This is a genomic window from Branchiibius sp. NY16-3462-2 (assembly GCF_001594145.1).
Classification (GTDB): domain Bacteria; phylum Actinomycetota; class Actinomycetes; order Actinomycetales; family Dermatophilaceae; genus Branchiibius.
In genome coordinates this window covers 36,888-62,149 of record NZ_LVCF01000043.1, presented here as the reverse complement: position 1 = coordinate 62,149, position 25,262 = coordinate 36,888, and the positions used below count along the sequence as shown (strand labels likewise).

25 protein-coding genes are annotated in these 25,262 nt (G+C 66.5%); 16 read left to right on the top strand and 9 right to left on the bottom strand.

Going from position 1 to position 25,262, the window contains the following annotated elements; translation table 11 throughout:
- The first annotated feature begins 126 nt into the window (after window positions 1-126).
- Window positions 127-1,029, top strand: coding sequence for a 30S ribosomal protein S2 (gene rpsB / locus AZH51_RS16350; RefSeq protein WP_291525918.1), 903 nt, complete (start codon window positions 127-129; stop codon window positions 1,027-1,029).
- Window positions 1,030-1,128: 99 nt separating this feature from the next.
- Window positions 1,129-1,956, top strand: a complete 828-nt coding sequence (tsf, locus tag AZH51_RS16345; RefSeq protein WP_291525917.1) for a translation elongation factor Ts — start codon at window positions 1,129-1,131, stop codon at window positions 1,954-1,956.
- Between the two features lie 178 nt (window positions 1,957-2,134).
- Here the strand turns inward: tsf and AZH51_RS16340 are convergent, their stop codons facing one another.
- Entirely contained in the window at window positions 2,135-2,674 is a 540-nt protein-coding gene (locus tag AZH51_RS16340) for a type 1 glutamine amidotransferase domain-containing protein (RefSeq protein ID WP_291525916.1), read from the bottom strand.
- 281 nt (window positions 2,675-2,955) lie between these two features.
- Between AZH51_RS16340 and AZH51_RS16335 the strand changes: the two genes are divergently transcribed.
- The 4 genes from AZH51_RS16335 to AZH51_RS16320 all read left to right on the top strand — a co-directional run bounded on the left by AZH51_RS16335 (window position 2,956) and on the right by AZH51_RS16320 (window position 7,442).
- Complete coding sequence (locus AZH51_RS16335; RefSeq protein WP_291525915.1) at window positions 2,956-4,350, top strand: ABC transporter substrate-binding protein; 1,395 nt, start codon at window positions 2,956-2,958, stop codon at window positions 4,348-4,350.
- Between the two features lie 91 nt (window positions 4,351-4,441).
- Window positions 4,442-5,455, top strand: coding sequence for a carbohydrate ABC transporter permease (locus AZH51_RS16330; protein WP_367188067.1), 1,014 nt, complete (start codon window positions 4,442-4,444; stop codon window positions 5,453-5,455).
- Complete coding sequence (locus AZH51_RS16325; RefSeq protein WP_291525914.1) at window positions 5,455-6,387, top strand: carbohydrate ABC transporter permease; 933 nt, start codon at window positions 5,455-5,457, stop codon at window positions 6,385-6,387. Before AZH51_RS16330 ends, AZH51_RS16325 begins: the two co-directional genes overlap by 1 nt.
- Entirely contained in the window at window positions 6,387-7,442 is a 1,056-nt protein-coding gene (locus tag AZH51_RS16320) for a LacI family DNA-binding transcriptional regulator (protein ID WP_291525913.1), read from the top strand. Before AZH51_RS16325 ends, AZH51_RS16320 begins: the two co-directional genes overlap by 1 nt.
- A gap of 9 nt (window positions 7,443-7,451) precedes the next feature.
- On the opposite strand, the gene AZH51_RS16315 is transcribed toward AZH51_RS16320, so the two are convergent.
- The gene (locus AZH51_RS16315; RefSeq protein ID WP_291525912.1) at window positions 7,452-9,116 is read right to left on the bottom strand and encodes an APC family permease; all 1,665 of its coding nucleotides are present in this window, start codon (window positions 9,114-9,116) and stop codon (window positions 7,452-7,454) included.
- A 127-nt stretch (window positions 9,117-9,243) separates the two neighbouring features.
- Here AZH51_RS16315 and pyrH point away from each other — a divergent pair, with 127 nt between their 5' ends.
- The 4 genes from pyrH to rlmN are packed head-to-tail and all read left to right on the top strand — an operon-like array spanning window position 9,244 to window position 12,691.
- Window positions 9,244-9,975 carry a UMP kinase gene (pyrH, locus tag AZH51_RS16310; RefSeq protein ID WP_367188066.1) on the top strand — a complete coding sequence of 244 codons (732 nt, stop codon included), beginning with the start codon at window positions 9,244-9,246 and terminating at the stop codon, window positions 9,973-9,975.
- A gap of 60 nt (window positions 9,976-10,035) precedes the next feature.
- The gene (gene frr, locus AZH51_RS16305; protein ID WP_291525911.1) at window positions 10,036-10,602 is read left to right on the top strand and encodes a ribosome recycling factor; all 567 of its coding nucleotides are present in this window, start codon (window positions 10,036-10,038) and stop codon (window positions 10,600-10,602) included.
- Window positions 10,603-10,611: 9 nt separating this feature from the next.
- Complete coding sequence (locus tag AZH51_RS16300) at window positions 10,612-11,502, top strand: phosphatidate cytidylyltransferase (RefSeq protein ID WP_291525910.1); 891 nt, start codon at window positions 10,612-10,614, stop codon at window positions 11,500-11,502.
- A gap of 19 nt (window positions 11,503-11,521) precedes the next feature.
- Window positions 11,522-12,691 carry a 23S rRNA (adenine(2503)-C(2))-methyltransferase RlmN gene (gene rlmN / locus AZH51_RS16295; RefSeq protein ID WP_291525909.1) on the top strand — a complete coding sequence of 390 codons (1,170 nt, stop codon included), beginning with the start codon at window positions 11,522-11,524 and terminating at the stop codon, window positions 12,689-12,691.
- A gap of 3 nt (window positions 12,692-12,694) precedes the next feature.
- On the opposite strand, the gene AZH51_RS16290 is transcribed toward rlmN, so the two are convergent.
- Together AZH51_RS16290 and AZH51_RS16285 are read right to left on the bottom strand one after the other, a co-directional pair.
- Entirely contained in the window at window positions 12,695-13,057 is a 363-nt protein-coding gene (locus AZH51_RS16290; RefSeq protein ID WP_291525908.1) for a YbjQ family protein, read from the bottom strand.
- Window positions 13,058-13,066: 9 nt separating this feature from the next.
- A complete protein-coding gene (locus tag AZH51_RS16285; RefSeq protein ID WP_291525907.1) occupies window positions 13,067-13,636 on the bottom strand; it encodes a TetR/AcrR family transcriptional regulator in 570 nt (189 codons plus the stop codon).
- 101 nt (window positions 13,637-13,737) lie between these two features.
- On the opposite strand from AZH51_RS16285, the gene AZH51_RS16280 reads away from it, so the two are divergent.
- Complete coding sequence (locus AZH51_RS16280) at window positions 13,738-14,787, top strand: ABC transporter permease (RefSeq protein ID WP_291525906.1); 1,050 nt, start codon at window positions 13,738-13,740, stop codon at window positions 14,785-14,787.
- A 42-nt stretch (window positions 14,788-14,829) separates the two neighbouring features.
- Here AZH51_RS16280 and AZH51_RS16275 read toward each other — a convergent pair whose 3' ends face one another.
- A complete protein-coding gene (locus AZH51_RS16275) occupies window positions 14,830-17,208 on the bottom strand; it encodes an FdhF/YdeP family oxidoreductase (RefSeq protein WP_291525905.1) in 2,379 nt (792 codons plus the stop codon).
- 74 nt (window positions 17,209-17,282) lie between these two features.
- Here AZH51_RS16275 and AZH51_RS16270 point away from each other — a divergent pair, with 74 nt between their 5' ends.
- From AZH51_RS16270 to fdhD, 3 genes are read left to right on the top strand one after another with little or no spacing between them, the layout of a single operon-like run.
- The gene (locus AZH51_RS16270) at window positions 17,283-17,861 is read left to right on the top strand and encodes an NTP transferase domain-containing protein (protein ID WP_291525904.1); all 579 of its coding nucleotides are present in this window, start codon (window positions 17,283-17,285) and stop codon (window positions 17,859-17,861) included.
- Window positions 17,858-18,115 (top strand): DUF6457 domain-containing protein, encoded by a 258-nt coding sequence (locus tag AZH51_RS16265; RefSeq protein ID WP_291525903.1) that lies wholly within the window; start codon window positions 17,858-17,860, stop codon window positions 18,113-18,115. The genes AZH51_RS16270 and AZH51_RS16265 overlap by 4 nt, the downstream gene beginning before the upstream one ends.
- Complete coding sequence (fdhD, locus tag AZH51_RS16260) at window positions 18,112-18,969, top strand: formate dehydrogenase accessory sulfurtransferase FdhD (protein ID WP_291525902.1); 858 nt, start codon at window positions 18,112-18,114, stop codon at window positions 18,967-18,969. The genes AZH51_RS16265 and fdhD overlap by 4 nt, the downstream gene beginning before the upstream one ends.
- On the opposite strand, the gene AZH51_RS16255 is transcribed toward fdhD, so the two are convergent.
- Both AZH51_RS16255 and AZH51_RS16250 read right to left on the bottom strand, forming a co-directional pair.
- Window positions 18,956-19,864, bottom strand: coding sequence for an LD-carboxypeptidase (locus AZH51_RS16255; protein WP_367188065.1), 909 nt, complete (start codon window positions 19,862-19,864; stop codon window positions 18,956-18,958). The genes fdhD and AZH51_RS16255 overlap by 14 nt on opposite strands.
- Window positions 19,865-19,866: 2 nt before the next feature.
- Window positions 19,867-20,973: an LOG family protein gene (locus tag AZH51_RS16250; RefSeq protein WP_291525900.1), complete on the bottom strand. Its 1,107-nt coding sequence runs from the start codon at window positions 20,971-20,973 to the stop codon at window positions 19,867-19,869.
- Between the two features lie 48 nt (window positions 20,974-21,021).
- On the opposite strand from AZH51_RS16250, the gene AZH51_RS16245 reads away from it, so the two are divergent.
- A complete protein-coding gene (locus AZH51_RS16245; RefSeq protein ID WP_291525899.1) occupies window positions 21,022-22,239 on the top strand; it encodes an AAA family ATPase in 1,218 nt (405 codons plus the stop codon).
- A 159-nt stretch (window positions 22,240-22,398) separates the two neighbouring features.
- Window positions 22,399-23,013, top strand: a complete 615-nt coding sequence (locus tag AZH51_RS16240; RefSeq protein WP_291525898.1) for a hypothetical protein — start codon at window positions 22,399-22,401, stop codon at window positions 23,011-23,013.
- Between the two features lie 58 nt (window positions 23,014-23,071).
- On the opposite strand, the gene AZH51_RS16235 is transcribed toward AZH51_RS16240, so the two are convergent.
- Complete coding sequence (locus tag AZH51_RS16235) at window positions 23,072-24,781, bottom strand: HNH endonuclease signature motif containing protein (protein WP_291525897.1); 1,710 nt, start codon at window positions 24,779-24,781, stop codon at window positions 23,072-23,074.
- Window positions 24,782-24,876: 95 nt separating this feature from the next.
- Entirely contained in the window at window positions 24,877-25,080 is a 204-nt protein-coding gene (locus tag AZH51_RS16230; RefSeq protein WP_291525896.1) for a hypothetical protein, read from the bottom strand.
- Between the last annotated feature and the right edge of the window lie 182 nt (window positions 25,081-25,262).

Below are 25,262 nucleotides of genomic sequence, written 5' to 3'. Positions count from 1 at the left end.
TCTCCGGATCCCGATCCGGGCCGCGGTAGCAGCAGTCTGACCTCCGGGTCAGCGCGAAACGGCAGGACACCAGGGCGGCTCCTCGAGAGTCGCAGCCAACTGAAACGACAACGAAAGGACTTCGGCATGGCCGTCGTCACGATGCGCCAGCTCCTGGAGAGCGGCGTCCACTTCGGGCACCAGACCCGTCGCTGGAACCCCAAGATGAAGCGCTTCATCATGACCGAGCGCAATGGCATCTACATCATTGACCTGCAGCAGTCGCTGACCTACCTCAACGACGCGTACGAGTTCATCCGCCAGACCGTGCAGCACGGCGGCACGATCCTGTTCGTCGGCACCAAGAAGCAGGCGCAGGAGTCGATCGCCGAGCAGGCCACCCGCGTGGGGATGCCCTACGTGAACCACCGCTGGCTGGGCGGCATGCTCACCAACTTCGGCACCGTCTCCAAGCGCCTCGCGCGCTTGAAGGAGCTCGAGAACATCGACTACGACGATGTCGCCGGTTCCGGTCGGACCAAGAAGGAACTTCTCGTGATGAAGCGCGAGAAGGACAAGCTGCAGCGCACGCTGGGCGGTATCCGTGACATGGCCAAGGTGCCGTCGGCGATCTGGGTCGTCGACACCAAGAAGGAGCACCTGGCCGTCACCGAGGCGCGCAAGCTCAACATCCCGGTCATCGCGATCCTGGACACCAACTGCGACCCCGACGAGGTCGACTACAAGATCCCGGGCAACGACGACGCGATCCGTTCGGTCACCTTGCTGACCCGCGTGGTCGCCGACGCCGTCGCCGCTGGTCTGATCGACCGGTCCAAGGGTCGTGGCGGCGAGGCCGACGAGGCCGAGCCGATGGCCGAGTGGGAGCGCGAGCTGCTGGAGTCCGAGCAGGCTGCTGCGGACACCGACACCGCTGCCGGCCCGAGCCAGATCGACGCGGCCGCTGCTGAGACCGCTGCGGTCGACGGCGGCAACGAGGGCGTCGCCGCGGCGACCGTCCAGGCTGCCGAAGAGACCACCGAGGCCTGATTTAGCCCACGCCACGGTCCGCGCCTCGGTGCGGACCGTGGTCATGCGGGGGAACCCCGCATCTGATTCCACATTGCTGACGAAGGAGTCTCTGAACTCATGGCGAACTACACCGCCGCTGACATCAAGGCGCTGCGTGAGCGCACCGGTGCCGGCATGCTCGACGTCAAGAAGGCGCTCGACGAGGCCGACGGCGACCAGGCCAAGGCCGCTGAACTGCTGCGCATCAAGGGTCTGAAGGGCGTCACCAAGCGCGAAGGCCGCTCTGCTACCAACGGATTGGTCACCGCCCACACCGCTGGCGAGGCCGGCACCCTGGTCGAGGTCGCGTGCGAGACCGACTTCGTGGCCAAGAGCGAGCCGTTCATCGCGCTGGCCGACAAGGTCCTGGCGATCGCGGTCGCGACCGAGGCGAACAGCGTCAACGAACTGCTGAAGGCGGACCTCGATGGTCGCTCCGTGCAGGAGATCGTCGACGAGGCCAACGCCACCATCGGCGAGAAGATCGAGGTTCGTCGCGTGGCCCGCGTGCACGGCGGGACGGTCGTGTCCTACCTGCACAAGACCAGCCCCGACCTGCCCGCGCAGATCGGTGTCCTGCTGGCCGTCACCGGTGACCACGAGCAGGCCGCCCGCGACATCGCGATGCACATCGCCGCGTTCAGCCCGACTGCGCTGACCCGCGCCGAGATTCCGGACGCCGTGATCGCCAAGGAGCGCGAGCTGGCCGAGGCGACCGCCCGCGAGGAGGGCAAGCCCGAGCAGGCGCTGCCCAAGATCATCGAGGGCCGGGTCAACGGTTTCCTGAAGGACAACGTCCTGCTGGAGCAGCCGCACGCCAAGGAGCCGAAGAAGACCGTCGGCAAGGTGGCGGAAGAGGCCGGCATCACGGTGACGGGCTTCGCCCGGTTTAAGGTCGGCGTCTGACCAAGCGCGAGCCCGGACTTGTCGACGAGGCGCTAGCCGAGTCGGCGGCGGAGGGGGAGTGCGCAGGGAAGACGCCAAGAAAATACGGCGTCTGACGAAGCAAGACCAAGCCAGACGAGAACGTACGCCGCCCGCTCAACTGAGCGGGCGGCGTACGTGCGTCCGGATCCAGTTCGGCTCAGGCAGTAGCGCTCTCGATGGCGCGCAGGAGTTCCTTGTCGAAGTCGGGCAGATCGTCAGGTTTGCGACTGGTGATCAGGTTGCCGTCGATGACGACCGACTGGTCGACCCACTCACCACCTGCGTTGGAGATGTCGCTCTGCAGGCTCGGCCACGAGGTGACCTGTCGCTGACTGACGACGTCCGCCTCGATCAGGACCCAGGGCGCGTGACAGATGGCCGCGACCGGTTTGCCGGAGGCGACGAACTGGCGGACGAAGTTGACGGCGTCCTCGTCCTGGCGCAACGCGTCCGGGTTGGCGACGCCGCCAGGCAGCACGAGGGCAACGAAGTCATCAACGGTGGCCTCGGCAACCTTGCCGTCCGCCTGCTGATTCGACGCCTTGTCGAGATGGTCGAACAACTGGACGTCGCCACCGTCGGGGCTCAGCAGGAACGGCTCATATCCGGCATCGGTTACCGCCTGCCACGGATCGGTCAGCTCGACCCGCTCGACACCTTCGGCAGCGGTCAGGAACGCGATCTTGCCACTTGTCATCAAGGAACTCCTCCTGTCTTGGCGTCGCAATGTACGACGCTGGCCAGTTGCAACACCGGCCCCTTCGACGCTAAGCGGAGGATGGCCGAACCGGTTCACCCCCAAGGACCCGGGTCGTCTGTGACCCACGTTATGTAATCGTTATTACAAATTCGGCGTTCCAGCGCGACACGGCCATGTAAGCGGTTTTACAGTTCCGTGAGGCCCGTCACAGGGTCGCATCCTCAAGGAAGAGGGCTGGTCGTCTCGGCCACCCACATTCAGGTGAAAGGGAGAGACGAATGGCTCTCAGTTCCAAACGGACCGTCGCGGCGCTCGCCGGACTGGTCGTGGTGTCGTTCGGCACGGTCGCCTGTGGCGGCTCCTCGGACGACGGCAGTGGCTCCACCGGGGGCGGCGCCTCCGTGGGCGCGTCGCAGATCGACAAGACCGACTACTCCAAGTGGTGCGACATGAAGTCGCAGCTGCAGGGCAAGACGGTGACTGTCTACACCTCGATCATCGGACCCGAGCAGACTGCCCAGGTCGCGTCGTACAAGAACTTCGAGGCGTGCACCGGCGTCACCATCAAGTACCAGGGTGACAACGACTTCGAGAAGAACCTGCCGCAGCGGGCGCAGACCGGCAACCTGCCGGATATCGCCTTCATCCCGCAGCCGGGTCTGCTCAAGACCATGGTCTCCACCGGTAAGGCGATCCCGGCTCCGCAGACTGTCGTTGACGAGATCGACAAGGGCTGGCAGCCGATCTGGAAGACCTACGGCACTGTCAACGGCACCGTGTACGCCGCGCCGCTGGGTGCGAACGTGAAGTCCTTCGTCTGGTACTCCCCGAAGTTCTTCAAGGAGAAGGGTTACACCGTCCCCACCACCTGGGACGAGATGATGACCCTCACGAAGAAGATCGCCGCTGACGGCGGAAGCACGATGAAGCCGTGGTGTGGTGGCATCAGCTCAGGTACGGCGACCGGCTGGCCGGCGACCGACTGGCTCGAGGAGTCGATGCTGCGCTTCAACTCCCCGGAGGACTACGACAACTGGATCACCAACAAGCTGAAGTTCAACGACCCGAAGGTCCTGACCGCACTGAACAAGATCAGTGACATCTTCAAGAACCCGGCCTACGTCAACGGTGGTCACGGTGACGTGAAGTCGATCAAGTCCACGACGTTCCAGGACGCGGGTCTGCCGATCCTGAAGAACCAGTGCGCGATGTTGCAGCAGGCCTCGTTCTACGCCGCCAACTGGCCGGCCGGCACCAAGGTCGGCCCGGACGGCGACGTGTGGGCGTTCTACGAGCCCGGCCAGACCGCGTCGGATAAGCCCGTCGAGGGTGGCGGTGAGTTCACCGTTGCCTTCCGCAAGGCTCCCGAGGTGCAGGCGTTCCAGGCGTTCCTGGCGTCGGCCGACTGGGCCAACGACAAGGCCAAGGCGACCCCGGCCGGTGGCTGGGTCAGCGCCAACAAGGGCCTGGACGTCAGCAACCTGACCTCGCCGCTGGACCAGGAGAGCTACAAGCTCCTGCAGAGCGCGACGGCCTTCCGGTTCGACGCCTCGGACCTGATGCCCAGCTCGGTGGGCGCCGGCAGCTTCTGGACCGAAATGACCAACTGGATCATGGGCCAGAGCAACGAGCAGACGCTGGACAACATCCAGAAGTCCTGGCCGTCCAACTGATCCCTGCACGCAGCGCACCGGATCGCTGATCCAGACCGGGTGGACGAAGACGATCGTCTTCGTCCACCCGGTTCACATCGGAAGGAACGACGTGAACCCCGTAGCCCTTGTTGCGGCCGGCCCCACCACGACCGGCGGCAAGCTCACCCTGATGGTCATCGGCATCCTCGTGTTTGCCGCCGTCTTCGTCGGGATCCTGCTGATCGCAGCCTTGTTCAAGGGCCGGCTCGGCGAGAAGGTCCAGGCCGCAGCGTTCGTCGGCCCGACTATCGTCCTGCTGATCGTAGGTCTGATCTACCCGGCCATCCTCACCGTGCGCCGGGCGTTCTACGGCGGTCAGTTCATTGACACGAGTATCGGCTACGCGCCGTACGTCGGCATGCGCAACTTCCAGAAGTTGTTCACCACCCCCGGCCTGGGGGAGGTCTTCCGCAACACCGCGCTGTGGGTCATCCTCGTTCCGACCATCGCCACCGGCCTCGGCCTGCTGTACGCCGTGCTGATCGACCGCGCGCGCGGTGAAGCCTTCGCGAAGTCACTGATCTTCCTCCCGATGGCGATCTCCATGGTCGGCGCGACGCTGATCTGGAAGTTCGTCTACGCCTTCAACGGTGACCCGGGCGGCACGCAGATCGGCATCCTGAACGCCCTGCTGACCGGCGTCGGGCTCAAGCCGTTCGACTTCCTGAACGCCATCCCGTGGAACACCCTCTTCCTGATCGTCATCATGATCTGGATCCAGGCGGGCTTCGCGATGACCGTCCTGTCGGCGGCGATCAAGGCCATCCCGGACGAGATCGTCGAAGCGGCGAAGCTGGACGGTGTCGGCGGTTTCAAGATGTTCCGCTACGTGACGCTGCCGAGCATCCGCTCCGCCGTCATCCTGGTCACCACCACGATCGCCATCGCCACCCTGAAAGCCTTCGACATCGTGCAGGCCAATGACGGTGGTACCGGTGGCGACTCGGTGCTGGCCAACGAGTTCTACCGCCGCACCTTCGTCACCCAGCAGCCCGGACTCGGCGCCGTGCTGGCCATCCTGATCTTCGTCCTGGTGCTGCCGATCATCATCTTCAACGTCCGTCAGATGCGGAAGGACGCCTGATGACCAACATCACCCCCATCCCAGCCCAGCTCCCCGAGGGCTCCAAAGGGGCCCGGTTCGGCCGCAAGTCGGCCGTGGGAGATGCCGCCAAAGCGGTCAGTTCGCCGTGGGCTTCGATCGTCGCCATCGTCATGGCGATCCTGTGGACGATCCCGACCATCGGTCTGTTCGTCACCTCCTTCCGCAACCAGAGCGACATCAACAACACCGGTTGGTGGCACGGGCTGTTCGGGCCGTTCACCCTGGACAACTACAAACAGGCGCTGAACGGTGCGGGTAACCCGACCAACGCGTTGTCGAACTTCTTCGTCAACTCGATCGTCATCGTCATCCCCTCGGTGCTGCTACCCCTGCTCCTGGCGTCGCTGGCGGCCTACGCGTTCGCCTGGATCAAGTTCCCGTTCCGCGACTGGCTGTTCGTCGGCGTCTTCGCGCTGCAGATCGTGCCGTTGCAGATCGCACTGGTGCCGCTGACCCTGATGTTCCAGGATGTCGGCCTGGGCGGCAGTTACTGGTCGCTGTGGTTGTCGCACACGGCGTTTGCGCTGCCCCTGGCGGTCTACCTGTTGCACAACTTCATGAAAGAGATCCCGGGCTCGCTCCTGGAGGCCGCCCGCGTCGATGGTGCCGGCCACGTGCGGATCTTCTTCCAGGTCGTCCTGCCGCTGATCGTGCCCGCCCTGGCTGCCTTCGGCATCTTCCAGTTCCTGTGGGTGTGGAACGACCTGCTGGTCGCCCTGACGATGCTGGGCGGCGCGCCCGAGAACGCACCACTGACGATGGCGTTGAACCAGTTGCAGGGCAACTGGGGCAGCCAGTGGTACCTGGTGAGCGCCGGTGCGTTCATCTCGATCATCATCCCGGTTGTGGTGTTCCTCGCGCTGCAGCGTTACTTCGTCCGCGGCCTGCTCGCCGGTGGTACCAAGGGCTGATGAGCGCCAACGCCGGTCGCAGCAGCGCTGGGCGGTCCCGCGGCCACGCGACCATCCACGATGTCGCTGCGGCAGCAGGGGTTTCGGTCGCCACCGTCTCGCGGGCCCTCCGGGGGCTGGACCGGGTGAATGAGACGACCCGGGAGCGGGTTCTGGCTGCTGCCGACGAATTGCACTACGTGGCGTCGCCCTCGGCCAGTTCGCTGGCCTCGGGGCGGACCGGTGTCATCGGGGTCGCCGTTCCCTTCGGGGACCGGTGGTACTTCGCGACGGTGCTTTCCTCCATCGCGCGGCGCGTCCGCGCCGAGGGATACCAGGTCATGCTGCTGGACCTGGAGCAGCAGGGTCAGCACGAGGAGCGTCTGCCGCTGACCTCGGACATGCTGGCCAAGCGTCTCGACGGCATCATCACCGTCAACATCGCGGTCACGGGCGCGGAGACCGCGTTGATCGACCGACTCGGGATTCCGTTGGTGTCCGTGGGAACCCGCGTGCCAGGACGACCGCTGGTGCGCATCGACGATGAAGCGGCGGCACGGTTGGCGACCGAGCACCTGGTGAGCTTGGGACATACCAAGATCGGGTACGTCGGTCGGGTACCTCCGCAGGCGGTCGGCCTGACCACCCCTGCCCACCGGTTCGAGGCGTTCGCGGAGGTTCTGGCGCAGCACCGCATCCCGTTGCGGTCCACCTGGGTGCTGGAGTCGGACTGGACCATGGACGATGCGTTTCGGGACGCGACGACCCTGCTGACGCGGGCACAACGTCCGACGGCCCTGGTGGTGGGCTCGGATGAGATGGCTTTCGGCGTGATGAACGCCGCCCGCCGCCTCGGTGTGCAGGTGCCTGCTGACCTGTCGGTCGTGGGTATCGATGACCATCCGTTCTCTGCCGTGCTGGACGTGAGCACCGTGCGGCAGGACGTGGTGGGTCAGGGAGTGGCTGCTGCCGACATCCTGTTACCGGCCCTGCGCGGCCGGCGCCAGGACCCGGCGTTGATCCACACCGATGAGATCCGGTTGATCGAGCGGGGGAGTACGGCGCCCGCGGGCTGACCGCCTGCGTCACGCCGTGCTGGGTACGGCGTCCTTCGGGTGGTCCAGCACTTCGAGCATCTCGTCGTGGTCGCGAAGGAAGGTGGTCCCGGCGCGTACCGCCCAGGCGTAGATCACCAACGATCCCGCCGCGACCAGGATGCTGTCCCACGGCGCGGGGATGGTCCCGGTTCCCTTGAAACTGCTCAGCGCGGACAGACCATAGACGAACACCAGATAGACCACGAGCCACAGCCCACCCCACAGATCCCGCAGGTCCCGGTGGTGCGCGCGGACCAGGGTTACGGCGTACCAGACGACGCCAACGGCCACGATCGGGATGGTCTTGTACAGCGGATCCCACTCCTCCCAGAAGATGACCAACGAACTGATGGCGAAGGCGGCGGGGGCGATGAGACTCATCCCGCGCAGGTGGTCGTCCTCGTGGCCGTATCCGACCCGGCGGAACACCATCACCGAGACGGAGCCGATCGAGAACGTCAGCGCCGCCATGGCGCTCATGACCTGCACGATCTGCTGCCAGCTGGGCAACGGCAGCAGGAAGGCGATACCGATCACGAAGTTGAGCAGCAGCGCCACGATCGGAACGCCGCGGCGGGGATCGACCTTCATCACGGCGGAGGGGAAGAACCCGTTCTTGGCCAGTCCGAACACGTTGCGGCTGTTGGCGGCGGTGTAGACGATGCCCGAGCCGGACGGAGAGATCGAGGAGTCGGCGATCAGCAACCAGTACAGCCACATCATGCCCAGCAACTTGGCGAGGTCGGCGAACGGCGAGTCGAAGTTGACCAGGTGCCAGCCCTTGGCCGCGTCCGCGCCAGGCACCGCGCCGAGGAAGGCGAACTGCAATCCGAGATAGAGGACCACGGCGAAGACGATGGTCACGATCATCGCTCGCGGGATATCGCGGCGCGGATTCCTGGCTTCACCGGACAACTCGATGATGTTGCGGAAGCCGGTGTAGCTGAAGATCAGGCCGCCTGCGGCGATGGCGCCGAGCGCTGCGCTGTAACCGTACGGCGCGAAACCCGTGGCGGCGATGTTGTCGTGCAGCCCGCCGGCTTTGCTGGTGTGGTCGAAACCGCTGATCAACAGCAGGATCACGGTGAGCGTGGGGATGATCACCTTGACCGAGGTCAGCGCATTGTTGGCGCGGGCGAAGGCCTCCACGCCCAGGATGTTGATCACGACGAAGAGCGCCATGAGTCCGATGGCCACTGCGATGCCCAGAGGCGTCAGTTTGTGCGCATCGGAGTCGTAGACCGCCCCCCACCAGGTCGAGGCGTACTGCACCACGGCGGAGGCTTCCGAGGGCGGGTTCCCGACGTAGGACAACCACATCGCCCAGCCCACGACGCTCGCGGCGAGACGGCCGTTGGTGTAGAGCGGGTAGCGCACCAGACCGCCGGATTCTGGTCGCACCATCCCCAACTCGGCGAAGACCAGCGCGATCAGCAGCATGAGACCGCCGCCGATCAACCACGAGATGATCGCTGCGGGGCCGGCGAAGTTCGCCGCTGCGTTCGCCGCCAGCAACCAGCCGGAGCCGATGACCGATCCGATCCCGGTCGCCGTCAACGACCAGAAGCCGAGGGATTTCTTGAGGTGGCTGTCCTGTTCGCTGGCCCGGGCCTGCTGGGCCACCGAGCCAGCGTCGGATGATCTCGATTCCATAGCCTCAGTATTCGACTCACGAGGGCCGCATTGTTCCTAGCGCGTCTATGGAAACGCCCCGCAGGGCAAACTCCCCTCTAGCTGTGGAAAGATTGCGCGACCGCGCATCACCCCGCTGGGAGGCACCGTGACCGAGCAGACCGTTTCCACGCCGTACAACCGGGTTCTTCTCAAACTCTCCGGGGAGGTCTTTGGAGGCGGCACGGTCGGCCTCGATCCAGAGGTCGTCCGGCAGATCGCTGCCCAGATCGCCGAGGCAGTCCGCAGCGGCGTCCAGGTCGGCATCGTGATCGGCGGCGGCAACTTCTTCCGCGGTGCCGAGTTGCAGACCAAGGGGATGGACCGGGCCCGCGCCGACTACATGGGGATGTTGGGCACCGTCATGAACTGCCTTGCGCTGCAAGACTTCTTGGAGAAGGAGGGCGTCGACACGCGGGTGCAGACCGCGATCACCATGGGTCAGGTCGCTGAGCCCTACATCCCGCGCCGGGCCATCCGGCACATGGAGAAGGGTCGCGTCGTGATCTTCGGTGCCGGCGCCGGTATGCCGTTCTTCTCCACCGACACCGTCAGCGCCCAGCGCGCCCTGGAGATCAAGTGCGACGCCGTTCTCTACGCCAAGAACGGGGTCGACGGGATCTACACCGCTGACCCGAAGCTGGACCCGTCGGCCACCAAACTGGACCAGCTCACCTATGACGAGGCACTGACCCGCAATCTGCGCGTCGTGGACGCCGCGGCATTCAGTCTGTGTATGGACAACAAGCTGACGATGCGGGTGTTCAGCATGGACGGCGAGGGCAACATCACGCGTGCGCTGCGGGGTGAGAAGATCGGAACGTTGGTCACCGCGGACTGAGTCCACCAACGATCCGGCCGCCGGTGGCACCAGAACGTATAACCAAGGAGTATCAGTCCCATGAGCGACAGCGTCGACGAGAGCCTGCTTGAGGCCGAAGAGAAGATGGACAAGGCCGTCGAGGTCGCCAAGGAGGACTTCTCGGCCATCCGCACCGGCCGGGCGAGCGCCGCGATGTTCAACAAGTTGACCGTCGAGTACTACGGAGCGCCGACGCCGCTGCAGCAGTTGGCTTCCTTCCAGACCCCCGAGGCGCGCACCGTGCTGATCCAGCCGTTCGACAAGTCGGCGATGACCGCGATCGAGAAGTCGCTGCGGGAGTCGGATCTCGGCGTGAACCCGAGCAACGACGGCAACATCATCCGGGTGATCCTGCCCAGCCTCACTGAGGAACGCCGGCGCGACTACATCAAGCTGGCCCGGGCCAAGGGCGAGGACGCCAAGATCGCGATCCGCAACATCCGTCGCAAGGCCAAGGAAGAGATCGACAAGCTGGTCAAGGACGGCGACATCGGCGAGGACGAGGGCACCCGCGGGGAGAAGGAGTTGGAGTCGACCACGAAGAAGTACGTGGACGTCGTCGACGACCTGCTCAAGGGCAAGGAATCCGAACTCCTCGAGGTCTGACCCGGGGCCATGAATCAACCGCATCGCGATCCGGCGACGCGTCGTCGGCGTCGCGAGCAGCCGGTTGCGTCGCCCGACCCCTCGAACCCCACCCCGCGCGCGGGACGAAATCTCTACGCCGCTATCGGTGTCGGCGTGGGGCTGGCCGCCCTGGTTCTGATCACGCTCTTCACCCGCAAGGAGATCTTCCTGGGGGTCGCATCGGCGGCGTCAGCCCTCGCCGTATGGGAGTTGCACCGCGCCATGGCGCACCGGGACTTCCAGCCGCCGGTGATCAGCACGTACGTCGGGAGTGTGCTGATCCCCGTCGTCGCCTATGTCTGGGGCAGGGACGCGTTCGCCAGTGCGATCGTCCTGGTGCTGGTCGCGGTCATCGTCGAGGCTTCCGTGGTGCCGCACGCCGACGTGCAGCGCAACGCCGCGGTCGGTGCGCTGATCACGTTGTATGTACCGGCACTCGTCGGGTTCGCGGCACTGCTGTTGAAACCGGACGACGGTGCCTGGCGCATCGTCGCCTTCATCCTGGTGGTCGTCTGTAGCGACATCGGGGGATACGCCGTCGGTGTGATCTTCGGCAAGCACCCGATGGCCCCATCGGTTTCACCCAAGAAATCCTGGGAGGGCTTCGCCGGCTCCGCCACGACCTGCCTGATCGGTGGCGTCCTCGCGGTGACCCTGCTGTTGCACGGCCGCTGGTGGGTCGGGCTCCTGCTGGGAGCGTGCGTGGTGCTGACGGCCACGATCGGTGACCTGTGTGAATCGGTCATCAAGCGCGACCTCGGCGTCAAGGACATGAGCAACCTGATCCCGGGGCACGGCGGGTTGATGGACCGGCTGGACTCCCTGCTGGTCTCCGTGCCGGTCGTGTGGGCGATCCTCACGGTGCTGGTCCCGAGCTAGGAGTCCGTAGACTCAAGGGGTGCCTGAGACTCCCTTGCCGACACCCGCGGTCGGCCGACCCGTCCCAGGGCAACTGACGTTCAACGCCCCTCGCCGGGGCAAGCCGCCGGTGCACCTGGCCGATCTGGATATGCCCGGACGTGTCGAAGCGATGAAGGAACTCGGCTATCCGGGGTTTCGCGCCAAGCAGTTGTCGACGCACTACTTCGAACACTGCACCGTCGATCCCGCACAGATGACCGATCTGCCGGCGGACACCCGCGAGCAGATGGTGCAGCAGATGTTGCCGCCGCTGCTGACCAGCATCCGCTCGCTGGAGGCTGACCAGGGCCAGACGATCAAGCAGGTCTTCCGGCTCTTCGATGGTGCCTTGGTGGAGTCGGTGCTGATGCGCTACCCGGGTCGGGTCACGATGTGCATCTCCAGCCAGGCCGGGTGCGGGATGAACTGTCCGTTCTGCGCTACCGGCCAGGAAGGGCTGACCCGCAACCTGTCGACTGCCGAGATCGTCGAGCAGGTCGTCGCGGGAGTTCGCATGCTCAGGTCCGGCCAGATCGCCGGGGTCGACGCGGACGACCAGGCCAGCGCCGTACGCGTATCCAACGTCGTTTTCATGGGAATGGGGGAGGCCCTGGCCAACTACCGCCAGGCGATCAACGCGATCAAGCGCCTCGTCGCCCCGCCCCCGGAAGGCCTGGGGATGAGCGCTCGCGGTATCACGATGTCGACCGTCGGTCTGGTGCCGGCCATCGACAAACTGGCCGCCGAGGGCATCCCGGTCACCCTGGCCCTGTCGCTGCACGCGCCTGATGACGAACTGCGCGACGAATTGGTCCCGATCAACACCCGCTGGAAGGTCGATGAGGCCCTCGATGCGGCACGCCGCTATTTCGAGACCACCGGCCGCCGGGTGTCGATCGAATACGCCCTGATCAAGGACATCAACGACCAGGCCTGGCGGGCCGACCTGCTGGGTGAGAAGTTGGCCGCCCGCGGCAAGGGCTGGGTGCACGTCAACCCGATCCCACTCAACCCGACACCCGGCTCCAAGTGGACCGCGTCCCGCAAGGGCGTGGAGCAGCAGTTCGTGGAACGCCTACGCGCACATGGGATTCCGACGACCATCCGGGACACTCGCGGCTCGGACATCGACGGCGCCTGCGGTCAGTTGGCGGCCTCGACCGCCTGAGGCTTACGCGTCCGAGGCGGGTTCCAGGACGACCGCGGTGCCGTAGGCGAGGATCTCGGCCAGCCCGTCGGCGACCTCGCTGGATTCGAAACGTACGCCGATGACGGCGTTGGCGCCCATCGACCGGGCATGCTCGGTGAGCCGCTCGACGGCGTGACCGCGGGCGGTGTTGACCACGTCGGTGTACTCGCTGACCTCGCCGGCCCGCAGGGACTTGAAACTACCGGTGAGGCCCTTGGCGAACCCGACCGACCGCACCAGCGTGCCCCACACCAGGCCCAGCGGTCGGGCGACGCGGTAGCCGGGGACGTCGAAGGTGGTGGACAGGTAGAGCGGAGCTTGTTGCGGCGCAGGGGGATTGGTCATGGTCCCAACCTACTGCTGCGGGCGGAGTCCATGGAGATACACGTCGGTCAGCCAGTCGGCGAGGCCGTCCATGGGCAGGTCCGGGATCGGTGGCTCGGGCAGCGGCCGGGTCAACGTCGCGAGGCCGAGTTGGAAGCGCGCGGCAGTGAGGTCCTGCTCGACCAGCCGGGCGGCTTTCGCCTTCGTCAACACCTGCTCGAATGCCGCGAGGATCTCGCCACGGATGCGGGAGAAGTCGGCGCTCATCGTCTCGCTGGCGGCAACGTCCAGCAACCCGGGGATCAGGGCGCCCGGTTTGGTGCTGGCCAGGTCATGGACCAGGTTGACCCACGCCTTCTCCGGGTCGTCGTCGAACTGGTCCGTGTGTCGGTCGATGGTGGCCAGAGCTTGATCGTGCAGGCCCTGCGCCACGGCGAGGAACAGGTCCTCGCGAGTCGCGAAGTGCCGGTAGAGCGTGGCGATGCCAACCCCGGCATGTTGCGCCACCGCGCTCAGCGGGATATCGGCGCCGTGGGTCGCCAGTAGTTCCCTGGCGGCGGCGGTGATCGCTTCGACATTCGCGGCGGCGTCGGCGCGCATGGCGGCTCCTTCGGTGGTGTCGGGATTTACAGAAGTCTATACGGAGGATTATGCTCCATTTATAACCGGAGCAAATTACTCCACTTAGACGAGGAGCAACGATGGGTAAGCACGAGGTTCACCCGGCAGGGACCACCGCGCAGAGCGGACCAGTGAGTGACCCGCCGCGCGGTCGCATCTTCGGATTGGTGCTGGGCCTGACCGCGGCGGTGGCGTTGATGGTGCTGGCACTGGTTCTTCCGGCATCGCACTCCGGACCGGACAATCTGCCCATCGCGGTAAGTGGCCCGCAGGCGGCGCAGCGCGAACTGGTCGGCAAGCTCGACGCCGCCCACCCGGGCGCCTTCGACATCGTCACGAAGTCGGACGCGGCGGGCGTCGCCGCGGCGATCAAGGACCGGTCGGTGGTGGGCGGGATCTCCCTGACCCCGTCCGGCGTCACGGTGCAGACCGCCTCAGCCGCCGGAGCGCCGTACGTCACGCTGTTGCACTCGATCGGCACGGGCATGACCGACCAGGGCCTCAAGGTGACGTACGTCGATGTGGTGCCTTATCCCTCGGCTGACCCGGCCGGGTCCGGGCTGACCGCCCTGGGGCTTCCACTGGTCTTCGGCGGAATGGCATCTGCGGTAAGCCTTTCCACGCTTCTCAAGCGACGCTGGTGGCTGCGGGTGATCGCATCCCTCGCCTTCTCGGTACTCGCGGGGCTTGCGGCGACGGCCATTCTGCAGTTCTGGATCGGGACGTTGGAAGGCAACTTCTGGGAGGCGGCGCTGACCATGATGCTGGGCATCGCAGCCATCTCACTGACGGTGCTGGGGTTGGAATCGCTGTTCGGCTACCCGGGACTACTCGTCGGGGCATTGGTGATGCTGTTCGTCTCGAATCCGCTGTCGGGGATACCTACCGGCTCGCAGTGGTTGCCCCACCCGTGGGGCACGATCGGGCAGTGGCTGCCCATCGGAGCAGCGGGCAACGCGGTGCGCGGCGTGGGCTTCTTCGACGGAGCCCTGGCGGGCGGCTCCTTGCTGGTGCTGCTCGGCTGGGCGGTCTTCGGGGTGGCACTGACGACCATCGCGCACGTCCGCCACGCCCGGGCCCGTCAGCAGGCCGCCGCGGCGAGCGCGCAACCGGAGCTCGTTGCGGCCTGAGGCAGCAGTGGCCTGAACGAGCCGTGCCGGAGCCGGAGCGCCTCAGGACAGGTGCACCGGCTCCGGTCGGGCTTTGTGGCTGTCATCGGAGCCCACCTCGTCCTGGCCATCGACCGCCGCGTCACCGTCGAACGCTGTGCCGGCCGGCACCAGTCGGATGATGACGGCTTTGGAGGTGGGTGTGTTGGAGCCTTCGGCCGTGGAGTCCAGCGGGATCAACGGATTGGTCTCCGGGTAGTAGGCGGCGGCGCTACCGCGCGGGGTGGCGTACTCGACGATCCGGAATTGCTTTGCCACCCGGTCGATCTCGTCGTCCGCCCAGTGCGTGATGAGGTCGACCATGTCGCCCGGCTCGAACCCCAGCATCGCAATGTCCTCCCGGTGGATGAAGACCACCCGCCGCCCGTCGTGGATGCCCCGGTAACGGTCGTCGAGCCCGTAGATCGTGGTGTTGAACTGGTCGTGGCTGCGCAGCGTCTGCAGGACCAGATGCCGCTCCGGCACCTGCATCACCTCGATCGGGGCGACCAGGAACTCAGCCTTCCCGCTCTTGGTCGGGAAGGTCCGCGAGTCGCGCGGCGGGTGCGGGAGGGTGAATCCGCCCGGTTGCTTGGCCCGCTCGCTGTAGTTCTCACATCCTGCGACCACGCGGGAAATGTGATCGCGAATCACGTCGTAGTCGTCGCGCATCGCCGCCCACGCGATCCCGTAGCGGTCGCCCAGCGTCGCCTCGGCCAGCCCGGTGAGGATGGCGACCTCGCTGCGCAGGTGTTCACTGGCCGGCTCCAACGGCCCGTGGGAGGCGTGCACGGAGCAGACCGAATCCTCGACGGTGACCTGCTGCCGGCCACTGGCCTGCTCGTCGATCTCGCTGCGGCCCAGCGTGGGCAGGATCAATGCCGTGTCACCGGTGATCAGATGCGAGCGGTTCAGGGTCGTGGAGATGTGCGCGGTGAGATCCGCCGAGGACAACGCGGCGTAGGTCACCTCGGTATCCGGGCTCGCGTCGACGAAGTTCCCACCAAGACCCAGGAAGAACGACGCCTTGCCATCACGCAGGGCCCGGATGGAGTCGACCACGTCGTGGCCGTGCTCGCGCGGTGGTTCGAAGCCGAACTCCTTGGCCAGCGAGTCCAGGAAGTGCCCCGGCGGACGCTCCCAGATGCCCATCGTGCGATCGCCCTGGACGTTGGAGTGACCGCGCACGGGAAACAGTCCGGCGCCCTTCTTGCCGATGTCACCACGCAGGAAAGCCAGGTTGCACAACTCCCGGATGGTGTTGACCGCGTTGCGGTGCTGGGTCAGGCCCATCGCCCAGAAGTAGATGGTCGCGTTGGAGGCGGCGATCATGTCGGCGGCCTGTGCGATCTGAGCCCGGGTGAGCCCGCTGGACTCCTGCACCAAGGCCCAGTCCAGAGCGCGCAGGTGCTCGCGCCACTCCTCGAAACCCGTGGTGTGCTCGTCCAGGAAGTCGTGATCGATGGCGTCCCGCTCCAACAGCAGCGCGGCGATGCCCTGGAAGACCGCCAGGTCACCGTTCAGCTTCACCGGCAGGTGCAGATCCGCGATCTGCACTCCGTTGCCGATGACCCCCTTGGGCTTCTGCGGATCCTTGAAGCGCATCAACCCGGGCTCGTTGAGGGGATTGATCGCGATGATCTTGGCGCCGCGCTGTTTGGCGATCTCCAGGGCCGACAACATGCGCGGATGGTTGGTGCCCGGATTCTGTCCGGCGATGATCAGTAGGTCCGCGTCGTAGACGTCCGACATCCGCACACTGGCCTTGCCGATCCCGATGGCCTCGGCGAGCGCGACACTGGTCGACTCGTGGCACATGTTGGAACAGTCCGGCAGGTTGTTGGTGCCGTACGCCCGCACGAAGAGTTGGTAGACGAACGCTGCTTCGTTCGAGGCGCGTCCGGAGGTGTAGAAGATCGCCTCGTCGGGATCGACGGAGTTCAGGTGCCGGGCGATGAGGGCGAACGCCTCGTCCCAATCAATCGGCGAATAGTGTGTAGCACCAGGCCTTTTCACCATCGGGTGGGTGATCCGACCCTGCATCCCGAGCCAGTAGTCGTCGTGCGCTCGCAGGTCGTCCAGGGAGTGATCGGCGAAGAACTGCGGCGTCACCCGCTTCTTGTTGCCCTCGTGGGACACCGCCTTCGCGCCGTTCTCGCAGAACTCTGCGGTGTGCCGGTGGTCCGGATCCGGCCACGCACAACTCATGCAGTCGAAGCCGTCCTTCTGGTTCATCTTCAGCAGGGTCTTGGCGCTGCGCACCGGACCCATCTGGGTGAGAGCGGTCTTCATGGCGACGGCTACCCCCGGGACGCCGGCGGCCCAATCCTTCTGGTGGCCCACCTTCAGATCCGGCTCGGCCACGTCGGGAAAGACCTGCTCGACTGCATCCGGATCCGTCATAGCCGCGACGCTACCCCGGCGGGCTGACAGGATCATCCCCCTCTCGGTGTGAACGGTGTGCAACGGTGGGCGGCATGGGTGGCAACCGATCGACATACGACGCGATCGTGCTCGCGGGAGGAGCCGGCTCCCGCCTGGGCGGGCCGGGCAAACCCGACCAGGCGGTGGGGGGCCGATCCATGCTGGCTCGCGTCGTCGCCTCGGTCACCGACGCCGAACAGGTGATCGTGGTCGGCCCGGAACGTACGGCGATCGGCGGCGTGCGCTGGGTCCTGGAGGACCCGCCCGGCGGGGGACCGGTCGCTGCCATCGCGGCGGGTCTGCCGCTGGTCCGCGAATCCGTGACGCTCCTACTGGCGGCCGACCTGCCTTTTGTGGCGGCAGCGGTCGAACCCCTGCGGGCGGCCCTGGGCCGCGACGACGACGCAGTGGCGCTCGCGGACCGCACCGGCCGGATCAATTTCCTGGCAGCTGCCTGGTGGACGCAGCGACTGCGGGAAGCGATCGACGCGTTGCCCGACCCGGCGGGACGGCCGATGCGGGCACTGGGGTTCCCACGCGGCGTACCCGATCCGGCCGGGTGGGGGGATGATTGCGATACCCCAGAACAGTTGGCGGCAGCCCGGGCCCGGGCAGGAGAGGAACAGGCGTGACGCAAGAAGTACAGGAATGGTCCGATGAGCTGGCGGCGGCACTGGGGCTGGACCCCGGGGTAATCGATGTCGACGAGATCCTCGGGATGACCGGTGTCGTGGCGCACGCCGTGGTGCGTCCCGCTGCGCCGATGTCGGCGTTCCTAGTCGGCCTGGCGGCGGGACTGCAGGGCGGTGACCGCGCGGCGATCGAGCGCGCGGTTGCGGTCACCAAGGACCTGGCCCAGGCCCAACCTGACGGCCTGGGCCGGTGAGGAAGCAGGCCGCCCGTCGCCGGGTCACCCGGATCGAGGTCGGCGACGACGGCACGGTGGTGCGGCGCGCCGTCCGCGAGGATCACGTAGCGGCGGAGGAACCGCTGGAGATCCGCCTGGGCGGTCGGTCGTTCGTGGTCACCATGCGTACGCCGGGCCATGACGTCCAACTCGCCCAGGGCTTCCTGGTGGGCGAGGGCGTCATTCGCGGTCGCGATGATCTGCTGAGTGCGCGGTACTGCGCCGGCGAGGTCGAGGGGGAGAACACCTACAACGTGCTCGACCTGCAGCTAGCGCCGCACGTGCCGGCACCGCTGGCCAGTGCCGAGCGGCACACCTACACCACCTCGTCCTGCGGGGTCTGTGGGAAGGCGAGTATCGATGCGGTGCGGACGATTTCAGCGTTCGACGTGGCCAGCGATCCGCTGGAGGTCCAGGTGACCGAGCTGATCGGGCTGCCGGAACGGCTGCGTACTGAACAGCGAGTCTTCGATCGGACCGGTGGTCTGCACGGAGCCGCTCTCTTCGACGGTCGCACCGGTGAGTTGCTCGTGGCGCGGGAGGACGTTGGCCGGCACAACGCGGTCGACAAGGTCATCGGCTGGGCGGTCGAGCACGACAAGCTGCCGCTGGCCGGCACGATCCTGATGCTGTCCGGGCGTGCTGGCTTTGAATTGATCCAGAAAGCGTCTATGGCCGGGATTCCTTGTGTTGCAGCGGTTTCCGCGCCGTCCTCACTCGCGGCCGAACTTGCGCAGGAGGCCGGGATCACTCTCGTGGGGTTCTTGCGGGACCGCTCGATGGTGGCGTATTCGGGCGCGCATCGGCTGGTGGGTGAGGTCAACCCAGCGTGAGTGTCCTCGCATCGGCGTCCAGCGTGGCGGCGACGCCGATCGGGTAGCTCTGCACATGGCCACCGTGGCCGATGTTGGCACCTTCGATGGTGGGAATCCCCAACGGGCCCAACCGATCTCGGACCACGCGTGAGATGACGTCTTCGTCGCCGCTGTCGTGCCACGTGCCGCAGATGATGCCCGCCGCACGGTCGAAGTAGCCAGCCCGGCGCAGGTGGGTGAGCATCGTGTCGATGCGCTCAGGCGACTCGGTTTCGTCCTCGAGCAGCCAGATCCCACGCTCCGGTATCCAGGCGGTATCAGTGCCGACGGACCCGGCGAGCAACGACAGGTTGCCGCCACAGGTGGTGCCCGCCGCCTGGCCAGCGGTGACTGTGCGCGCATCGGAGAACTGCATGACGAGGTCGACGGGCTTGGTGGTGGCCAGGCGGAGCAGTGAGTTGAAGGAGTAGGACTCGGCGAACTCGTGCTCGCTGACCATCGGGCCCATGATGCTTGACCAGCCCAGGCGTGAGGCGATTGCCTCGAGCAGGCCGGTGACGTCGGAGTAGCCGACGACCAGTTTGGGACTGACAGCCTCGAGCCCGGTCCAGTCCAGCGCTTCCAGCGTGCGCTGTGAGCCGTAACCGCCGCTGACCAGGAAGATGGCGTCGATGTCGTTGTCCAAGAGCGCGTTTCGCAGGTCCGTGGCTCGTTCGGTATCGGAGCCGACCAGCCAGCTGAACCTCGTCCCGCGGCCGCGTGCGGTGGGGTACTCAACCGGCTCGAAACCCGCGAATCGAAGGGTGTCGAGACCCGCGTCCAAGCGGTCGAGATTGGACGGGCTGCTCACGCCGAGGACGCCAATGCGTGCGCCGGTCCGCAGGGGCGCTGGTTGGCGGAGCTCTGTGTTCATGATCAGTGGCTGTGATGCCGGTGTAGCAGGGGGAGCACCTCATCAACCGAGTCGACCAGGTGGGTTGCCCTGGCCATCGGACGGTCCTTGGCCAGTGCCTCGATCGCGGGCCACACGGGCACGTCCGTCGCCCATTGCTGGCGGCCCACGAGGATCAGGGATGGAAGCGGGCGTTCGTCGGCGACGTAGTACATCGGCGTGACCGCCTGGAAGATCTCCTGCACGGTGCCGGCGGTCCCGGGAAGGACCACGATCGCGGTCGAACTCCGGGTCAGCAGCGCATCCTCGCGCAGCGCGTTGGAGAAGAACTTCGCGATCCGTTGGGCGAACATGTTCGGCGGCTCGTGCCCGTAGAACCAGGTGGGAATGCCCAGACTGCGCACCTGCGGCGACATCCGGACCGATGCCGCAACCGAGGCGGACTCGCGTGCCCAGGCGTCGATGCCTTCGGACCAGTCCGGCGCCTTTGCCAGCCTCTCGACGGCATGGTCCAACGAATCCTTATCCCGCACGGCGGCACCGAGATTCGCCGCTTCCATCGCTCCTGGGCCACCGCCGGTCGCGACCAGGAAACCGGCCTCGGCGAGTTCGAATCCCAACCGGGCGGCATCGGCGTACTGGGGGCTGTTGGCCAGCACCGAGTGTCCGCCCATCACGCCCACTACCAACCGGTCGTCCAGCAACTCGACGAGCGCGTCGGCCATGGCGTCGTCGTGCATCGCGCGCACCAGCGTGGCGTAGGCGTCCCCCGCCGTACGTCGATCGCGCAGCCAGCGATAGGCGCGGGCGTCGGGGGTGGTTGAGTAGCCGCCCTCGGACAAACCGGCGTACAGCTCGGCAGGCGTGTACAGCGTGCCGCGGTAGGGGTTGACGGGCAGTTTCGGATCGGTCGGAAAGACCAGCGCACCGATCTGGCGCAGGTGGCGATCCAGCGCTGGGGTGGTCTCGCCGCCCAGCACGATCGTGCCGTTCGCATGGGTCTGGGCCAGCAGCACGGCCTCGCGATCGCGCAGGTCCAGATCCTGCAGACGCAGCCCGTCGAGCGAGCCGCCCGCCTGCAGGACAGCATCGAGGGCGCGTAGCGTGGCGATCTCCGTAGCACCGGTCACCCGGTCATTCTGCCCGCTGCCGTCGGTGCTCGACCGTAGGGTGCGAGCATGTTGCGCACGCTGGCCATCCGCGGGTATCGCTCGCTGCGTGACGTGACGGTGCCGTTGTCCGGTCTGACGGTCATCACCGGGCCCAACGGAAGTGGCAAGTCCTCTCTTTACCGGGCGGTGCGACTGCTGGCCGATGTCGGTTCCGGACGGCTGATCGGCTCGTTGGCGCGCGAGGGCGGCTTGGGCTCGGCGTTGTGGGCCGGCCCGGCCGAATTGCGTTCGGCGCGAACCAGTGGTGTCACCCAGGGCGTGTTGCGCAAGGGACCGATCAGTCTGTTGGTCGGGTTCGGCAGTGACGACTTCGGCTACCTGATGGATCTGGGTCTGCCGCCGCAATCACCCCAGGCGCGGGAAGCGCCCCGCCCCTCACTCTTCCTGCGCGACCCAGAGATCAAACGTGAGGTGGTCTTCGCCGGCACCGCGATGCGGCGCGCCAACGTCCTGGCCCGTCGCTCGTGGGGACTGGTCGAGGTGGCCGATGCCGACCTCGACGGCTCGGCGGGTTGGCAACGGTTGAGCGACAAGTTGGTGCCCTACCGATCGATGCTCACTGAGTACGCCGATCCCGCTCGTTCCGCCGAACTCGTCGCTGTCCGTGAGCAATTGAGATCCTGGCGGTTCTATGACGGCTTCCGCGCGGACGTGGACGCACCGGCACGCCACCCGATGGTGGGCACCCGGACCCCCGTCCTGGCTGACGACGGCCGCGACCTGGCGGCCGCGCTGCAGACCATCATCGAAGACGGCCGCCGCCACCTCGACGCAACGATCGACGACGCGTTTCCCGGGTCAGCCATCGAGATCGTCGAGAGCGACGGGTTGTTCGATATCGCGCTGCATCAACCGGGGATGCTGCGCGCGATGCGTGCTGCCGAACTCTCCGACGGGACGCTGCGCTACCTGTTGTGGGTGGCGGCCCTGCTCAGTCCAACACCGCCGCCGTTGCTGGTGATCAACGAGCCGGAAGCTTCGTTGCATCCGTCCCTGTTGGAGCCGCTGGCCCGGTTGATCGCGGATGCGGCCACCCGCTCCCAGGTGATCGTGGTGACCCACTCGGCGGTGATGACGGCTGCGTTGGACGCGGTGCCGGTGTTGGAGTGGGACGGATCGCAGCCGCTGTTGTTGCCGCTGAACAGGGATACGGGGGAGACGGTGGTCGAGGGTCTGGGCGCGTTGACGACACCGGAGTGGAACTGGGGATCGCGCCGATCATGACGTCCAGCTGAGTGAATGCTGGCAATTCACTGATGCACCCCCACAGGTGGTTACGGGACCGGTCACCCGGGGACAGGGTTCACATGGCTTACGCACAGGATGGCGGGCGAGGCCAGGCAGATTGATCCGCCGTCACCGTCAGAACAAGGGGTCGTTCACGTGCAGATGGTTCGAAAAGCAGCGGCGGGTGCCGCGGCCGCGGCGGTGGTCGCAATGATGTCCAGCGGTGCGGCGATGGCGGTGAGTACACCGAAGCCGATCACCTCGGGCAACTTCGAGTACACCGCTCCGCAGTATTACTGCAGTGGTCAGGTACCGGCGATCGCCGGATACTTCCGCACGCTGGGGCACGCGGAGAAGGCAGTGACCCTGACCCTGCCAGGAGTGGGTAGCAAGACCCTTGGGTCTGCAAAGCCTTATGAGCCAGGGGTTTACGCCGCTGCCGGCGTCAAGGGAGCCGACGGTGCGATCGTCGTCAGCGGGTCGAGCACCGGGTCGAAGTTCACCGTCCAGATCCATCTGCCCACCAGTTGCGCCGGGTTGCCGACCACCCGCCCCGCGCCACCGGCCTGGGTGGTCGCCAAGCCGACTGGCCCCAGCAGTCCGACGAGTTCTGGCCACCCGACCAGCGGGCCGCCGGTCGTCACCGATGGCCCCGTGGCCCCTGCGGTCACGGGTGCTAATGATCAACTGGTCGGGGGTGCCGCAGTCCTGGCCGCGGGTGCCCTGCTGACCGGAGTCGGTCTGCGTCGTCGCCTCAAGCGGCAACGTTAACGAGCGCCTGGCCGGCCCTGGCTCAGCTGGGGCCGGTCGGCTGCCGACGCAGGACCCGTCAGTCGCCGGGATTCGTGATGTAGGTGCGGCCGGTGGGGCTGGTCCAGGTGCAGACCCCGGTGGGGGACATGACGACTTTCCAGCCGCCTTCGTGTTTGGCGCGGTGGTGGTGGCGGCAGAGGCATTGCAGGTTGCCGGCGGTGGTTTCTCCGTCGGGGTAGCGGATGACGTGGTCGATGTCGGACAGTTTCGCGGGTCGGGTGCAGCCGGGGAAGCGGCAGTGTTGGTCGCGGGCTTGGACGAACCGGGCCAGGCGGGCACCGGGCCGGTAGGAGCGGTCACCGGTTTCCACCACGACACCTGTTGCTGCGTCGGTGAGGGCTCGGGAGAGTTTCACGCCGAGTAGGTGGGTCATCTCCACGATGCTGTCCGCGGGGATCACCCCGACCCGGGGTAGCAACAGGTCACCGATCATCCCGGCACCGGTGGCTTTGGTTGGTGGGCGGTGTTGGTGGGTGAGGTTGTCCGGCTCGGGCACGTGATCACAGCCCGGTGGACTAGCGCTTGGTGCATCCGGTGGACCGGTTCGTGCCTGCAGTTCCGTGGATCCACTGGCGATGGCGTTGAGTTCGGCGAGTTCGGCATCGAACAGCGCCCGTAGTTCTTCATCCATGAGGTCGCGGCCGTTGATCGGGACCAGGCCTTCGGCGCGCAGGTCCTGCTCGATCAGCGCTTCGTGGGCTAGCAGGGATGCCTCGATGAAATCCAGGCCATTGAACAGGTCCTCGCCGGGGTCACCCGCGAACGGGTCGTCCTCCTCAGATCCGACCGGATCGCCGGACGCCGCCGCAGCTGGCGGGTCAGCGTCGGCTGGGGCAGTGGTGTCGATCGGGATCAGGAACGTCAGCTGGGTGTCGACACCGACCCCGGCCAGGGTCAGGTCGGTGAGGGCGTCGACCCGGCACTCCGCCAGGGTCTTGTCCGTGGTGGTCACTGAGTGCAGGTCCCGGGCTAACTGGTCGATGGCGGCCATCAGTTTCGCCGCATCCAACGTCGGAAGCACCGCGGTCAGTTCCGACAGGCCGGGTTCGTGATGCTCCCGCACGAACACCCCCACCGCGGAGCGGCGCCGGGCAGCGGCGGCTGCATCTGCTCCGATCGGGTCCAGGCGCACCCGCAACCGACGCGCCTTCGCCCGCAGCTTCGCCGCCGTGGTGGCCTCGGGGTCACCAGCCAACACACGCTCTTCCACCGCAAGGGTGACGTGCTCGGGGGCACCGGTGGTCACGTCCGCGATCACGGTGGCTTTGAACGGGTCCAGCCCGCCGGCACCGACCCGGTCCAACAACCGGGGGCAGCGTTCGAGGGTGTCGATGGCGTCGCTCATCCGGTTGCCGGCTTGCCGGTCCGACCAGCCCAGGCGGGTGGATAGTTCGAGGGGGAACCATTCATCGACGTACGACCCCGGCTCATGCCGCACCACCCGCGACACCAGTCGCGGGAGAGCGTCTTCGACGGGGTTGGGGTCCTCGCGGTGTTCGATCGCCGCAGCCTGCGCGATCCGATGCGTTTGCACACCCCACGCGGAGTTCTGCACCCGCTGCGCAAGAGTCACGTCGGCAAGTAACTCATCCTCCGACAAGCCCGAGACGGCTTTACCGACCCGGTCGTAGGCGACCTGCAACAACTGCGAAGCAGCCGCCAACAGGTCCGCCACCGAGGCATCCGAGAGCGCCTTCTGGCGGATCACGGAGCGCGGCACGGACATACCCATAGTGTACAGGTGTTCGACACCTCGAAATCGATATGCACAGGTCCAGTTCTGCCCAATTCGATACGCTCACAGCGGAATTGGAGTCAGTGTCACATCACCAGCTGATCGATTCGGGTGGCGTGTGGTGAGCAGGCCAGGGCTGCTACAAACCCATGCAACTTCAGATCGTGAACTCGCAACGGTGGCAACGGATTGCCTGGCCACGCTGTAACCGCTCCCTTGCGAATCTCGATTTGATTCATCGGGATCCGCAGGCCGTCGCCGGTCAGTTTGAGCACCGCCTCCTTGCGCACCCAATCCACCAGGTCCGCGGCGCCCGAGTCGGGTGGCACCGCGCGACCGAGGGGTTCGAGATCGACACCGACGGGAGCATCGCTCACGGCAACCAAGGCGGTGCCGCACGCGTGCGCGATGCTGACGTGGGCGCCCGCAACGCGAGGTCGACCGTGCGGCCGGCCGCATCGCTCGCACGTCC